Annotated in this window: 13 protein-coding genes; 5 read left to right on the plus strand and 8 right to left on the minus strand. The window is 68.0% G+C overall.

Annotation, left to right across the window (positions count from 1 at the left end):
- Window positions 1-13 precede the first annotated feature (13 nt).
- The 4 genes from AC1DS0_RS27400 to AC1DS0_RS27415 are packed head-to-tail and all read left to right on the plus strand — an operon-like array spanning window position 14 to window position 3,856.
- Entirely contained in the window at window positions 14-826 is an 813-nt protein-coding gene (locus AC1DS0_RS27400; RefSeq protein ID WP_476817384.1) for a purine-nucleoside phosphorylase, read from the plus strand.
- A gap of 2 nt (window positions 827-828) precedes the next feature.
- Window positions 829-1,590, plus strand: coding sequence for a deoxyribose-phosphate aldolase (deoC, locus tag AC1DS0_RS27405; RefSeq protein ID WP_476817385.1), 762 nt, complete (start codon window positions 829-831; stop codon window positions 1,588-1,590).
- Window positions 1,590-2,897: a thymidine phosphorylase gene (gene deoA / locus AC1DS0_RS27410; protein ID WP_476817386.1), complete on the plus strand. Its 1,308-nt coding sequence runs from the start codon at window positions 1,590-1,592 to the stop codon at window positions 2,895-2,897. Before deoC ends, deoA begins: the two co-directional genes overlap by 1 nt.
- A gap of 14 nt (window positions 2,898-2,911) precedes the next feature.
- Window positions 2,912-3,856: a 2-hydroxyacid dehydrogenase gene (locus tag AC1DS0_RS27415; protein WP_476817387.1), complete on the plus strand. Its 945-nt coding sequence runs from the start codon at window positions 2,912-2,914 to the stop codon at window positions 3,854-3,856.
- Here the strand turns inward: AC1DS0_RS27415 and AC1DS0_RS27420 are convergent.
- The 3 genes from AC1DS0_RS27420 to AC1DS0_RS27430 all read right to left on the minus strand — a co-directional run bounded on the left by AC1DS0_RS27420 (window position 3,850) and on the right by AC1DS0_RS27430 (window position 6,567).
- Complete coding sequence (locus AC1DS0_RS27420) at window positions 3,850-4,713, minus strand: C40 family peptidase (RefSeq protein WP_476817388.1); 864 nt, start codon at window positions 4,711-4,713, stop codon at window positions 3,850-3,852. The two genes, AC1DS0_RS27415 and AC1DS0_RS27420, sit on opposite strands and share 7 nt — an antisense overlap.
- Before the next feature lie 39 nt (window positions 4,714-4,752).
- Window positions 4,753-5,106, minus strand: coding sequence for a MarR family transcriptional regulator (locus AC1DS0_RS27425; protein WP_291673519.1), 354 nt, complete (start codon window positions 5,104-5,106; stop codon window positions 4,753-4,755).
- 75 nt (window positions 5,107-5,181) lie between these two features.
- Complete coding sequence (locus AC1DS0_RS27430; protein WP_476817389.1) at window positions 5,182-6,567, minus strand: leucyl aminopeptidase family protein; 1,386 nt, start codon at window positions 6,565-6,567, stop codon at window positions 5,182-5,184.
- A 141-nt stretch (window positions 6,568-6,708) separates the two neighbouring features.
- Between AC1DS0_RS27430 and AC1DS0_RS27435 the strand changes: the two genes are divergently transcribed.
- Window positions 6,709-7,548 carry a hypothetical protein gene (locus AC1DS0_RS27435; RefSeq protein WP_476817390.1) on the plus strand — a complete coding sequence of 280 codons (840 nt, stop codon included), beginning with the start codon at window positions 6,709-6,711 and terminating at the stop codon, window positions 7,546-7,548.
- Between the two features lie 156 nt (window positions 7,549-7,704).
- Here AC1DS0_RS27435 and AC1DS0_RS27440 read toward each other — a convergent pair whose 3' ends face one another.
- Genes AC1DS0_RS27440 through AC1DS0_RS27460 form a run of 5 tightly spaced genes read right to left on the minus strand, consistent with a single transcriptional unit; the run spans window position 7,705 to window position 13,124 of the window.
- On the minus strand, window positions 7,705-8,682 hold the full coding sequence (locus tag AC1DS0_RS27440) for a type II secretion system F family protein (RefSeq protein WP_476817391.1): 978 nt from the start codon (window positions 8,680-8,682) through the stop codon (window positions 7,705-7,707).
- Between the two features lie 12 nt (window positions 8,683-8,694).
- Window positions 8,695-9,675, minus strand: coding sequence for a type II secretion system F family protein (locus tag AC1DS0_RS27445; RefSeq protein WP_476817392.1), 981 nt, complete (start codon window positions 9,673-9,675; stop codon window positions 8,695-8,697).
- Window positions 9,676-9,693: 18 nt separating this feature from the next.
- Window positions 9,694-11,136 carry a CpaF family protein gene (locus AC1DS0_RS27450; RefSeq protein WP_476817393.1) on the minus strand — a complete coding sequence of 481 codons (1,443 nt, stop codon included), beginning with the start codon at window positions 11,134-11,136 and terminating at the stop codon, window positions 9,694-9,696.
- A 3-nt stretch (window positions 11,137-11,139) separates the two neighbouring features.
- Entirely contained in the window at window positions 11,140-12,387 is a 1,248-nt protein-coding gene (locus tag AC1DS0_RS27455) for a CpaE/TadZ family protein (RefSeq protein ID WP_476817394.1), read from the minus strand.
- 8 nt (window positions 12,388-12,395) lie between these two features.
- A complete protein-coding gene (locus AC1DS0_RS27460) occupies window positions 12,396-13,124 on the minus strand; it encodes a CpaD family pilus assembly protein (protein WP_476817395.1) in 729 nt (242 codons plus the stop codon).
- Between the last annotated feature and the right edge of the window lie 26 nt (window positions 13,125-13,150).

The following is a 13,150-nucleotide window of genomic DNA, read 5'->3' on the forward strand; positions in this document are numbered from 1 at the left end:
TGGAGCAGACAACATGGCGGCTGATGCGCTTTTCGACCAAGCGGCATCGACACTGATCGATCGTGGCATCGATGGCGGCATCGACTGCGCCATCGTGCTCGGCACCGGGCTCGGCCGGATCATCGACGACATGGTCGATCCGATCTCGATCCCGTTCGAGGAGATTCCCGGCTTCCCGAAGGGCTCGGTCTCCGGCCACGCCAAGCGGCTGAGCTACGGCGTGCTGCATGGCAAGCGCGTGCTGGTCTTCGAGGGGCGCGCACATTTCTACGAGACCGGCGACCCCGCCATCATGCGCGTGCCGCTCGGCATGCTCGCCGCCTTCGGCTCGCCGCCGCTGGTGCTGACCAACGCTGCCGGCTCGCTGCGACCGGATCTGCGGCCCGGCAGCCTCGCGCTGATCACCGACCATATCAACTATAACGGCCCCAACCCGCTGGTCGGCGATACTGGCGACGGCCGCTTCGTGCCGATGATCGATGCCTATGATCCGCATCTGCGCGCCCGGCTGAAGAAGGCGGCCGCCGCGAGCGGCGCCAATATGGGCGAGGGCGTCTATATGTGGTTCTCCGGACCGAGCTTCGAGACGCCGGCCGAGATCAGGATGGCCAAGTCGCTCGGCGCCGATCTCGTCGGGATGTCGACCGTGCCCGAGGTGATCCTGGCGCGGCGCTACGGCCTGCGTGTCGCTGGCATCTCGATCGTCACCAATATGGGCGCCGGCATCCTCGGCGGCGCGCCCAGCCATGGCGAGACGCGCGATGTCGCGGCGACAGCGACCACGGCGCTGCGCCGCGTGCTGCGTTCCTTCCTGAGCGAGCTCTGATCATGTCGGATGCCGATCTCGCTTTGCGCGCGCTACGCCTGCTCGACCTGACGGATCTCTCCGACCAGGCGAACGAGACCGGCACGCTGCAGCTCTGTGCCCGTGCTGTTGCCGCGCCCGGTCCGGTCGCGGCGATCTGCATCTGGCCGCAATTCCTCAAGCTGGCGCGCCAGACGCTGAAGGCGTCGCCCGTCAGGATCGCGACCGTGATCAACTTCCCGGCCGGCAACAGCAATTGCAACCTGATCGGCAGCGACATCATCGAAGCAATCGCCGACGGCGCCGACGAGATCGATCTCGTCCTGCCCTGGCGTGCCTTCCTCGCCGGAGATGCCGAGATCGCCCGCGAGATGGTCGCCGAAGCGCGCGGCAGCTGTGGCGACAGGACACTCAAGGTCATCCTCGAAACCGGCGAGTATCCGGACCAGGGTGCCGTGCGCGCGGCGTCCGAGCTCGCCATCGCGGCCGGCGCCGACTTCATCAAGACCTCGACCGGCAAGACCAAGACTTCCGCCACGCCGGCGGCCGCCCGCACCATGCTGGAGACGATCAAGGCCTCGGGCAAACCGATCGGCCTGAAGCCCTCCGGTGGCCTGCGCACGCTCGCCGACGCCAGGACCTATCTCGACCTCGCCGACGAGATCATGGGACCTGGCTGGGCGACGGCGAAGACCTTCCGCTTCGGCGCCAGCGGGCTCTACGGCGTGCTCGCCGACATCATCGCCGGCACGGCCCCGGCCGAACGGACCGACGGAGCCTATTGATGCGCCTGCCGCAGGAGATCATCGCCGCCAAGCGCGACGGCGAGCGGATCAGCGCCAACGACATCCGCCAGATGATCGCCGGCCTGACCGACGGTGCGGTCAGCGAGGGCCAGGCGGCCGCCTTCGCCATGGCGATCTTCTTCCGCGACATGGACGCCGAGGAGCGCGTCGCACTGACGCTGGCCATGCGCGACTCCGGCACGGTGCTCGACTGGCGCGACCTGCCGGGACCGGCGCTCGACAAGCATTCGACCGGCGGTGTCGGTGACACGGTCTCGCTGCCGCTCGCCGCGGCAGTGGCGGCTTGCGGCGGCTATGTCCCGATGATCTCGGGCCGCGGCCTCGGCCATACCGGCGGCACGCTCGACAAGCTCGACGCGGTGCCGGGCTATGTCACCCAGCCGGGCATCGACCTCTTCCGCCATGTCGTGCGCGAGGCCGGCTGCGCCATCATCGGCCAGACCGCCGACCTAGCCCCGGCCGACAAGCGGCTCTATGCGATCCGGGACGTGACCGGCACGGTCGAATCGATCCCGCTGATCACCGCTTCGATCCTGTCGAAGAAGCTCGCCGCCGGGCTCTCCGGCCTCGCCATGGATGTGAAGTTCGGCTCCGGCGCCTTCATGCGCGATTTCGACAAGGCGCAGGCGCTGGCACAGAGCCTCAGCGACGTCGGCAACGGCGCCGGCCTGCCGACGCGGGCGCTGCTCACCGACATGAGCGAGCCCTTGGCTTCGGCCGCCGGCAATGCGCTCGAGGTCGCCTATGCGCTCGACCACCTGACCGGACGGCGGCGCGAGCCGCGCTTTCACGAGGTCACGGTCGCGCTCTCCGCCGAGATGCTGCTGCTCGGCCGGCTGGCGGCGACGCGCGAGGAGGCGGTCGCCAGGATCGAGGACGCCTTCGCCAGCGGAGCAGCGGCGGAGCGCTTCATCCATATGATCGCAGCGCTCGGCGGCCCGGCCGACCTGCTGGAGCATCCCGAGCGACATTTTCCGCGGGCGCCGATCGTCCGCCCGGTCTTCTCCGATCGGCCCGGCCTGGTCGAGACGATCGACACGCGCGGCATCGGCCTCGCCGTGGTCGCGCTCGGCGGCGGCCGCACGCGCCCGCAGGACGAGATCGACCATGCCGTGGGAATCACCGAGCTCGCCGGGCTCGGCGACCGGGTCGGGCCGGACCGGCCGCTCGGCGTCATCCATGCCCGCAGCGAAGCCGGCTTCGACGCCGCCCGCATCCGCCTGAAGAGCGCCTATCGCCGCGGCGAGACCGCTGTTACGCGTGGGCCGCTGATCATCCCTGCTTAGGAAGGCATTCGTCCATGAGCCTGCTTCTGGCGATCACCGGCTGGCATGTCGAGAGCTGGCGCGAGCGCTTTTCGGCGCTGCTGCCCGAGCTGCCGATCGTCACGCTCGGCGAGCCTTTCGACCGGCGCGCCGTCCACTATGTCGCGAGCTGGAAGCATCCCGAGGGCAGCCTTGCCGGCCTGCCCAATCTCGCCGCGATCTTCTCGCTCGGCGCCGGCGTCGACCACCTCTTCACCGACAGCCGCCTGCCGCAGGCACCCATCGCCAGGGTGATCGATCCCGACCTGACGACGCGGATGAGCGAATATGTCGTCATGCACTGCCTGATGCAGCTGCGCCAGCAGCGCCGCTACGAGCGTCAGCAGCGCGAGAAGTCATGGGACGACGACCGCCACCAGCCGGCGGCACGCGAGGTCCGCGTCGGCGTCATGGGACTGGGTGAACTCGGCCAGGATGCTGCGCGCAAGCTGCAAGTGATCGGTTTCGACGTCGCCGGCTGGAGCCGCTCGCCCAAGACGATCGAGGGTCTCGCCACCTTCTCCGGCGAGGACGGCCTGACAGCCTTCCTCGCCCGCACCGACATCCTCGTCGTCCTGCTGCCGCATACGCCGGAGACGGAAGGCATCCTGAACCGCCCGCTGCTCGCCAGGCTCGCGCGCGACGGCCGGCTCGGCGGGCCCGCGCTGATCAATGCCGGCCGCGGGAAACTGCAGGTCGAGACGGACATCCTCGCGGCGCTCGACGCCGGCGAGCTCCGGGAAGCGGTGCTCGACGTGTTCCAGACTGAACCGCTGCCGCAGGACTCGCGGCTGTGGACCCATCCGGCCGTGACGGTGACGCCGCACAACTCCGCCATGTCGGCGCCCGAGACGGTCGCCGACCAGATCGCGGCGCAGATCAGGCGTCTGGAAGCCGGCGGTGAGCTGCAGAATGTCGTCGACCCGACGCGGGGCTACTGAGCCTTCAGCCGCCGGATCGCGGTGATCGGCCCGCCATTGCGGGCGAGGATGCGGTCGCGCGCCGGGCGCAGGGGCTCGCTGATCACGCTCATCGTGAAGGCGGTGGCGTGCAGCAGCGTATCGGGGTCGGTCATGATGCCGACATGGCCCTTCCAGAAGACGAGGTCGCCGCGGCGCAGGCCCTCTAGGCCGTCGTCGAACGCGACGGATTCGCCGAGCCCGCGCTCCTGCATGTCGGAGTCGCGCGGCGCCGTCACTCCGGCGGCCGCCAGCGAGAGCTGGACCAGGGCCGAGCAATCGAGGCCGAGACTGGTCTTGCCGCCCCAGAAATAGGGCACGTGCAGGAAACGCTCGGCGACGGCGACGAAATCCGGCTCGCGCTGCTCGCGCGGGCACAAATGCTGCTTGAAGATATGGCCGCCATGGCCGGTAGTGAAGAAGTCGCCGCTCTCGCCGGTGACCGCCACCCCGGCATTGAGCGACAGCGCCTCCAGCGGCGGCAGTTTGATCGAGGGGCCGGGGTAGACGAAGGTCCGGAGCGCGCAGACGCGGTGCGTCGGCACGGGAGCGTCGCCGGCGAGGCAATCCTCAGGCAGGTAACCGACATAGGAATCGCCGACGAGCTGGCCCCAGGCCCAGCCCTCATGCTGTTCGTAGACCTTGACCGCCTCCCCCGCGAGCGCCTCGGTGTCGAGCGGTGCGTCCGGCCGGGGCTCGCGCCGCAGCGGCACTGACGGCGTCACGACCCGCATCGGCATCGGATCGACGAAGGCCAGAGCCTCGACCTGGCCGTCGAGATGGCGGGCGGCGAGGTCCGGGCGGGCGGGGGTGAGGCGGCGGTCGAGAATCGTGCTCATCCGGGCATCCTAACCCTGTCCGGTTAATGGGCGAAGCGCTCAGGCTGGCCCCAGTTCGCGCGCGCGCGCGGTGACGAGATCGGCGAGGTGCTCGACCGCCAAGGCGCCGGCGACGGTCCGCTGAATGACCACATTGCGCTTGTCGAGCTCGTCGCGCTTGCGGCTGACGAGGCCTAGCTTGCCCATGCTATCGAGGGCGCGGGTGATCACCGGCTTGGTAACGCCGAGCCGCGCTGCGAGGCCGCGCACGGTATGCGGCGGCAATTCGAGATAAATGGTCAAAAGGATCGCGATCTGGCGCACCGAAAGATCGGGCTGGGTGTCACGCACCAGATCGAGATGCACCTCGCGCCAGAGCCTGAGCGCCTGCGTCGGCTTGATCTCCAGCACCATGCCGTCCCCGGATCGTTACGGGTCCGTATCATTATCGCAGCGCGAACAGCGCGCAACCGGCATCGCCGAGCAGGCTTAACGCGCGCCGTAAAGCTGCTTCGCCAGCGCATAGGTCAGCCGCGCCGCCTGGCACTCGCCGCCTTCGGGCCGCCCCGGCCTGGTCGACGGGTTCCAGCCATAAATGTCGAAATGAGCGTAGGAGCGGCTCTTCTCGACGAAGCGGTTGAGGAAGAGCGCTGCCGTCACCGAGCCGGCGAAGGCGCCGCCGGAGACGTTGTTGAGGTCGGCGATCTTGGAATCGAGCATGCCGTCATAGGGCGGCCAGAGCGGCATGCGCCAGACCGGATCGTTCACCGCCGCGCCGAGCCGGGCGATCTCGGCGGCGAGCCCATCGTCATGGGTATAGAAGGGCGGCAGATCGGGCCCGAGCGCGACGCGGGCGGCGCCAGTCAGGGTGGCGAAGTCGATCAGCAGTTCGGGCGTCTCCTCGTCGGCGAGCGCCAGCGCGTCGGCGAGGATGAGCCGCCCCTCGGCATCGGTGTTGCCGATCTCGACCGTCAGACCTTTGCGGCTTTGCAGCACGTCGCCGGGGCGGAACGAGGCTCCGGACACCGCGTTCTCGACCGCCGGCACCAGCAGGCGCAGGCGTACCTTGAGCTTCGCCCGCATGATCATGCTGGTCGCCGCGATCGCGGCCGCCGCGCCACCCATGTCCTTCTTCATCAGCAACATGCCGGCATCGGTCTTGAGATTGAGCCCGCCGGTGTCGAAGGCGACGCCCTTGCCGACCAAAGTGAGCTTCGGATCGCCTTCCCGGCCCCAGCGCAGATCGACCAGTCGCGGCGCCCGGGGCGAAGCCCGTCCGACCGCGTGGATCATCGGAAAATTGGCCCCGAGCAGATCGTCGCCGACAGTGCTACCGACCTCGGCGCCATGGGCTTCGCCGAGCGCGCGTACCGCCGCCTCGATTTCGGCAGGGCCGAGATCGGCAGCTGAGGTGTTGACGAGATCGCGCGCCAGCGCGCTCGCCTGTGCGAGATTGCTCAACTCCTCGCCGTCGACGCCCTCGGGCAGTACGAGCCGCGCCGCGGCGGCCTTGGGCTTGCGATAGCGCTCGAAACGGTAGGTGGTCAGCAGCCAGCCGAGCGCGGCGAGGCCGGGATCACCGATATCGCCGGCCAGGGCGTAGTCGCCGGCCGGCAAGCCGGCGGCGAGGCGGCCGGGAGCGAAGGGGTCGCGCCGGCGCGGGCCTGACGGGTCGACGCCGAGCAACACCGCAGCGAGCGAGCCGGCGGCATCCGGAAGCAGGACATGCTGGCCGGGGCGTGCCTCGAAGCCTTGCGCCTGCGCGAAGCTGCGCGCCACCGGCGCGAGCCCGTCACGCAAAGCCGGCCAATCGGCCTTGGCGACGCAATGGACTGATATGGCAGATGTTCCGGCAGGCAGCAGCAACGGATGCACGGTCGACGAACCTCGAATGACGCAATCTCGAGCGCCAGCATGCAAGGCGGGCCCCGATCCGCATGATTAACAGTCCGTTAGGGTTAACGTTTTATCACCAAGGGCAACAGCTTTCCCATACCGGCGAGGCATTCCAAGCCTATGTCCATCCGCATTCGCGCCCTCCGTTTCGGCCATTTCGCCGCGGCTTCAGCTCTCTGCCTCGCGCTCGGCGCCTGCCAGATGCGCGGCGGTCCCGGTGACGTCACAGGCTCGATCGGCACCCGGCAGACGCAGCCACGCACCGAAGCGCAATGGCGCAGCGAAGAGGCCGATTGGGGCAAGCGCTACGAGGCGAACCAGAAGGACCGGAACGCCGCCTTCTTCTATGCCCGCGCGCTGCGGGCGCTCGACAAGAACGCCCAGGCGCTCGCCATCCTGGAAGGCGCCGTGATCATCCATGCCGACGATCAGGAATTGCTCGGCGCCTATGGCCGCTCGCTCGCCGATAATGGCCGCCTGAAGCAGGCGGACGACGTGCTCGGCCGCGCCCATTCTCCGGAGAAGCCGGATTGGCGCATCCTGTCGGCGCAAGGCACCGTCGCCGACCAGCTCGGTGAGCATGATCGCGCGCAGCAACTCTACTCGGCGGCATTGAAGCTCGTGCCGAACGAGCCGACGGTGATGTCCAATCTCGGCCTGTCGCTCGCCTTGTCGAAGCGCCTGCCCGACGCCGAGCGCATATTGCGTGAAGCGGCGACGGTGCCGGGCGCCGACGGCAGGGTGCGCCAGAACCTCGTCCTGGTGCTCGGCCTGCAAGGGCGCTTCCAGGAAGCCGAGCAGCTCGCCCGCCAGGACATGGGCCCGGCCGAAGCCTCCGCGACCATCGCCTATCTGCGCCGCTCGGTCAGCCAGCCCAACAGCTGGGAGATGCTGCGCGGCAAGGCCAAGCCGGCCGCCCGCACGGCGGCACCCGAAAAGGCGCCCCAGCCGACCGGCTGATCGCCGGTCTTTGCTTTGGCTTACGATTGGCTTTGCGATTGCGTGAGATGGCGTTGCCGCCATCAGCCAGACGCCATCTCCGGCCAGGCCTTACCCCCCTTAAAGCTCGTCTTGCAGGACTGAGGCCTCAGGCCCGGTCGCGGCGAGGGGCAACCGTCAGAAGGCCCTGAGGGCCTTCAGCACCGCCGGGGTCATGATCACCACGAAGAGCACCGGCAGGAAGAACATGATCATCGGCACGGTCAGCTTCGGCGGCAGGGCGGCCGCCTTCTTCTCGGCCTCGTTCATCCGCTGATCGCGGCTCTCCTGCGCCAGCGTGCGCAAGGCGGTGCCAAGCGGCGTGCCGTAGCGCTCGGCCTGGATCAGCGCGGTGCAGACCGACTTCACCGATTCCAGACCTGTGCGCACCGCGAGGTTCTCATAGGCCTGCCGACGTTCGGAGAGATAGGAGAGCTCGGCCGTGCAGAGCGCGAACTCCTCGGCCAGCGACACCGATTGGCTGCCGATCTCGGTCGAGACCTTGCGGAAGGCGAGCTCGATCGACATGCCCGATTCCACGCAGATCAGCATCAGGTCGAGCGCATCCGGAAAGGCTTGCCGCATCGACAGCTGGCGCTTGGCCATCGTGTTGGACAGGTAGATTTCAGGTGCCTTGATGCCGACATAGGCGGCGCCGATCACGATCCCCGCCCGCATGATGACGGTCTGGCCGAGATCGTTGAGCACGAACAGGTAGAACAGCGCGAACAGGAAGAGGCCGATCGGGGTGACCAGCCTGAAGAAGAGGAAGCCGACCTCGGCCTGCTGACCGCGGAAGCCGGCCATGACGAGCTGCCGCTTGGCTGTCTCGGTCCCCAGCCAATCGCCGAGTTTGAAGCCCTCGACGATATTTCGCATGAACGCCTTCGGCTCCTGGCGGAGCGAGACCTTGTCCACCTGGCGTGCCAGCCGGTCGCGCTCCCGGGCGCGGATCTTGTCGCGTTCGGAGGCGACGGATTTCATGCGCTTGCCGAGGACGTTGCCTTCGAGCAGGGGCGCCGCCACGGTCATGATCGTGACGGCCACGGCCACCCCGCCGACCAGCGCGAGCAGGACCCTCAGGTCGGTGATGTTCTCGATCAGGAGCGCGAGCATGGCGAAGGCTCCTCAGATCTGGAAGTTGATCATCTTGCGCATGACCAGCACGCCGATCAGCATCCAGACGCCACAGCCGACCAGCGCAATACGCCCCGCATTCGTGTAGAAGAGGGCGTCCATGTAGCCAGGGCTCGTCACATAGACGAGGCCGGCGACGGCAGGGGGCAAGGAGCCGATGATCGCGGCGGATGCCTTGGCCTCCATCGACACGGCCTTGATCTTGTCGCGCATCTTGCGGCGCTCGCGGATCACGCGCGACAGGTTGGCCAGGGTCTCGGCGAGATTGCCGCCGGTCTTCTGCTGGATCGCCAGGACGATGCCGAAGAAATTGGCCTCCGCGCAGGGCATGCGCTCATACAGCTTGGTGGCGGCGTCGGTCAGCGACAGGCCGAGCGTCTGCGCCTCGACGATCAGCCGGAACTCGGACTTGACCGGCTCCTGGGCCTCGTTGGCGATGATGCGCAGGCAGTCGTTCAGCGGCAGGCCCGATTTGATGCCGCGCACGATGACGTCGAGCGCGTTCGGGAATTCGTTGATGAAGCGCAGCATCCGCTTCTTGCCGAGATGGGTCAGATACCAGCGCGGCAGCCCGAGCAGGCCGACGAGAAAGCCGACCAGCATCATGACCCAGTTGCCCGAGGTGACCAGAAGCACGACGGCCATGACGATGCCCAGGACGACGCCAAGCAGCCAATACTGCTTGCGCGACCAGGACAGCCCGGCCTGTTCGATCCGGCCTTCGATGGTGACCTTGTGGCGCGCCTTCTCGCGATTCTCGATGTCCTTCAGGCTCTGCGCGACCTGCCCGCGCCGGGCCTGGCTCTGCGCTTCGCGATCGGCCGCAGCCCGGATCGCGGCCGGGGCGGCGAACTCACGACGGCGCTGCTCGGCGCGCGCCTGGCCGCTGAGCCTCGGATAGAAGAGGGCATAGGTGATACCGCCCGCCGAGACGGCGGCGAGGATGGCAGCGGCGATCTGGCCATAGTCCATGACGTGCCTTCTTCCTGCTCAGGCGTCGACCCGGCCGTCGGCCTCGAGCTGGTCAAGCGCCGCGGCGAGCCGCTGCTCGTCGCCGAAATAGCGCGCACGCTCCCACAGGCGCGGCCGACCGATGCCGGTCGAGCGATGCCGGCCGATCAACCTGCCGTTCGGGTCCTCACCGATGATGTCGTAGAGCATCAGGTCCTGGGTGATGATCACGTCGCCTTCCATGCCCATCACCTCGGTGATGTGGGTGATGCGGCGCGAACCGTCACGCATGCGCTGCGCCTGGATGATCACGTCGATCGAGGAGCAGATCATCTCGCGCAGGGTCTTCGAGGGCAGGCTGAAGCCGCCCATGGTGATCATCGATTCGATACGGCTCAAGCATTCGCGCGGCGTATTGGCGTGCAGCGTGCCCATCGAGCCGTCATGGCCGGTGTTCATCGCCTGGAGCAGGTCGAAGGCCTCCGGTCCGCGCACCTCGCCGACGATGATGCGCTCCGGCCGCATGCGCAGGCAGTTCTTGACGAGATCGCGCATCGTGATCGCACCCGACCCTTCGAGGTTGGGCGGGCGGGTCTCGAGGCGCACCACATGCGGCTGCTGCAACTGGAGCTCGGCGGCGTCCTCGCAGGTGATGACGCGCTCGTCGTGCTCGATATAGTTGGTCAGGCAATTGAGCAGCGTCGTCTTGCCCGAGCCGGTACCGCCCGAGATCACGATGTTGCAGCGGACCCGCCCGATGATCTTCAGGATCTCTGCGCCAGGTGGCGAGATCGCGCCGAAACGCATGAGCTGGTCGAGCGTCAGCTTGTCCTTCTTGAACTTGCGGATGGTGAGGGCAGGCCCGTCGATCGCGAGCGGCGGAGCGATCACGTTGACGCGCGAGCCGTCGGCGAGACGCGCGTCGCAGATCGGCGAGGATTCATCGACACGGCGGCCGACCTGGCTGACGATGCGCTGGCAGATATTCATCAGCTGCGCGTTGTCACGAAAGCGGATGCTGGTGAGCTGGATCTTGCCGCCGGTCTCGATGAAGGTCCGGCCGGCGCCATTGACCATGATGTCGGCGATATCATCGCGCGCCAGCAGAGGCTCCAACGGTCCATAGCCGAGCACGTCGTTGCAGATGTCGTCGAGCAGCTCTTCCTGCTCGGCGATCGAGAGCACGACATTCTTCAACGAGATGATCTCGTTGATGATGTCGCGGATTTCCTCGCGAGCCGACTCGCCGTCGAGCTTGGCCAGCTGCGAAAGATCGATCGCTTCGATGAGAGCACCGAAGATCATGCTCTTCATCTGATAATATTCGTCGGACCTCGGCATTTCCGCCGGCACCGGCGGCGGCGGCGCCCGCCGCGCCTCGACAGCCGCAGGTCGCTGCTCGGCCGCGCGCATCGGCGCAGGCGCCGCGGAACTCGGCGCGCCTGCCAGAGCCGGGGCTGTCGCCTGTCGCTTGCCGAACATGGGTTAGGCCTTCCGACGCATCAACTTGGCCACCAGTGGCTCGAACAGGCTGCGCTTGCTGCGCTTCTGCTCGCCGCGGCCGGTGAGAACCGTCCCGATCTGCACGAAGGCGTCCGCCACCTTGCTGCCCGGCTGGACCTCGGCGATCATCTGGCCATTATTGGCCGCGGTGCCGAAGAGCTGGGCATCGAAGGGGATCGACGTCATCACCTCGATCCCGACCGCCTTGGCGAATTCGCTCGCCTCGATCTCCGGCCGCTTGGGCAAGCCGACCTGGTTGAGGATCAGGCGGGGCATGGAATCGTTCGGCCGGGCGGCACGCAACAAGTCCATCAGATTCTTGGCGTTGCGCAGCGAGGCGAGCTCGGGGGCGGCGACGATCGCGACCTCGTCGGCGCCGACCAGCGCCCGCTTGGCCCAGCCTGTCCACAGATGCGGCACGTCGAGCACGATGCAGGGGACGCTGGCCCGAAGCAGGTCGAACACGAGCTCGAACGCGTCCTCGCCGAGATCGACGGTGCGGTCGAGCATCGCCGGAGCTGCGAGCAGGGAGAGATTCTCGCTGCAGCGCGACAGGAGCCGGTCGAGCATGTTGGCGTCGAGTCGTTCCGGCGCGAACACGGCGTCGGCGACCCCCTGGGGCGGATCCTGGTTGAAATCCAGCCCGGCAGTGCCGAAGGCGATGTCGAGATCGGCGATCACCGTCGAGGCGTCGAGATTGCGGGCGATCGCCCAGGCGACGTTGTGCGCGACGGTCGAGGAGCCGACACCGCCCTTGGCGCCGACAATGGCGATGGTGCGCCCGAGCGTCGCCGAGCCCGACGTCGCATAGAGTTCGGACAGGGTGCGCAGCAGGTCGAGGACCCCGAACGGAGCGACCAGATAGTCGCTGACGCCGCGCCGGATCAGCTCGCGATAGAGCTGGATGTCGTTGACATGGCCGATGACGACGACCTTGGTGCCGGGGTCGCAGCTCTCGGCGAGCGCGTCGAGATTGGCGACCAGCGCGCCGGGTTCGCTGACGGTCTCGAGCACGATCACATTCGGCGTCGGGGCACCCCGAAACGCCTCGACTGCCGCTGCCGGGCCGCCCATCTGGACGCGCGCCTGGACCTTGTCCATGCGCCGGTCGGCGGTCACCGCCTGCATCGCCGCGGCGACGTCCTGCGTCTCGCAGAAGGCCTGCAAGGTGACGCGCGGCAACGGCGCGACGATCTCGTCGCCGCCAGTCTCCGGCTCGAATCCCGGCATGCTCGCCATCATTTGCCTCCGACGGCGTCGCTGATCTTGGTCTGCTCCTGGCGATACTGCGTCGAGGGATCCTTGCCCTCGCGCAGCTTCTTGATCGCCTCCATGCGCTTTTGCGTGTCGAGCCGGCCCTCGCCGCGCGCCCGCACCAGATCCAGCGGATCGGCGATCTGCGCTGCGAGATTGGCCTGGGTGGCGCAACCGAAGTTCCAATAGGGCTCGTTCATCGCATCCGTCTTGTAGCTGGCGACGCCGAGATCAGCCGGCCATTGCCCGCAGGAATGCGGGAGCCCGGCCTGCAAGGAGGCGTAGGTCAGGCGGATCGGCGATGCGAGCCCGGGATCGGCGATGCGATAGGTCCTGACCGAGAGCTGGCCGGGCGAGACGCCGGCCCGGCCGAGGGAGCGGCGGATGCCGTCGAGCGTGTCATGAGTTGCAAGATCGCGCCCGGTCCCCGTCGGAACCTCGGCGACCAACCCGCCCTTGCCGCTGCGGCGATAATCCTCGCCGAAGCGGGCGACGTCGTCGGCCTGGCGCGGGTCCAGCCCGCCGCCAGCCCGGCCGACGAAGACATCGAGCGAACGCGGCGCATCGCGCAGCACGATCGGATGACGCTCGCGGATGTCGGTGGGGATGCCGGACGTCGAGATATCGCCCTTGGCGCAGGCTCCGAGCAGGAGCGCGGCACCGAGCGCGACGGGCAACGCCGCCTTGCATGTCCGAGAGGGCTTGCTGGTCACGATCGCCATCCTTGTCGCGGCCCCGT

It is taken from the genome of Allobosea sp. P4_H5 (genome assembly GCF_056400825.1).

What these genes read in the sequence shown, in the direction of transcription:
- AC1DS0_RS27445 (WP_476817392.1), bottom strand. Translation starts at nt 9,675, where the DNA reads ATGGACTATGGCCAGATCGCCGCTGCCATCCTCGCCGCCGTCTCGGCG.
- deoA (WP_476817386.1), top strand. Translation starts at nt 1,590, where the DNA reads ATGCGCCTGCCGCAGGAGATCATCGCCGCCAAGCGCGACGGCGAGCGG.
- deoC (WP_476817385.1), top strand. Translation starts at nt 829, where the DNA reads ATGTCGGATGCCGATCTCGCTTTGCGCGCGCTACGCCTGCTCGACCTG.
- AC1DS0_RS27420 (WP_476817388.1), bottom strand. Translation starts at nt 4,713, where the DNA reads ATGAGCACGATTCTCGACCGCCGCCTCACCCCCGCCCGCCCGGACCTC.
- AC1DS0_RS27415 (WP_476817387.1), top strand. Translation starts at nt 2,912, where the DNA reads ATGAGCCTGCTTCTGGCGATCACCGGCTGGCATGTCGAGAGCTGGCGC.
- AC1DS0_RS27440 (WP_476817391.1), bottom strand. Translation starts at nt 8,682, where the DNA reads ATGCTCGCGCTCCTGATCGAGAACATCACCGACCTGAGGGTCCTGCTC.
- AC1DS0_RS27435 (WP_476817390.1), top strand. Translation starts at nt 6,709, where the DNA reads ATGTCCATCCGCATTCGCGCCCTCCGTTTCGGCCATTTCGCCGCGGCT.
- AC1DS0_RS27400 (WP_476817384.1), top strand. Translation starts at nt 14, where the DNA reads ATGGCGGCTGATGCGCTTTTCGACCAAGCGGCATCGACACTGATCGAT.
- AC1DS0_RS27425 (WP_291673519.1), bottom strand. Translation starts at nt 5,106, where the DNA reads ATGGTGCTGGAGATCAAGCCGACGCAGGCGCTCAGGCTCTGGCGCGAG.
- AC1DS0_RS27455 (WP_476817394.1), bottom strand. Translation starts at nt 12,387, where the DNA reads ATGCCGGGATTCGAGCCGGAGACTGGCGGCGACGAGATCGTCGCGCCG.
- AC1DS0_RS27450 (WP_476817393.1), bottom strand. Translation starts at nt 11,136, where the DNA reads ATGTTCGGCAAGCGACAGGCGACAGCCCCGGCTCTGGCAGGCGCGCCG.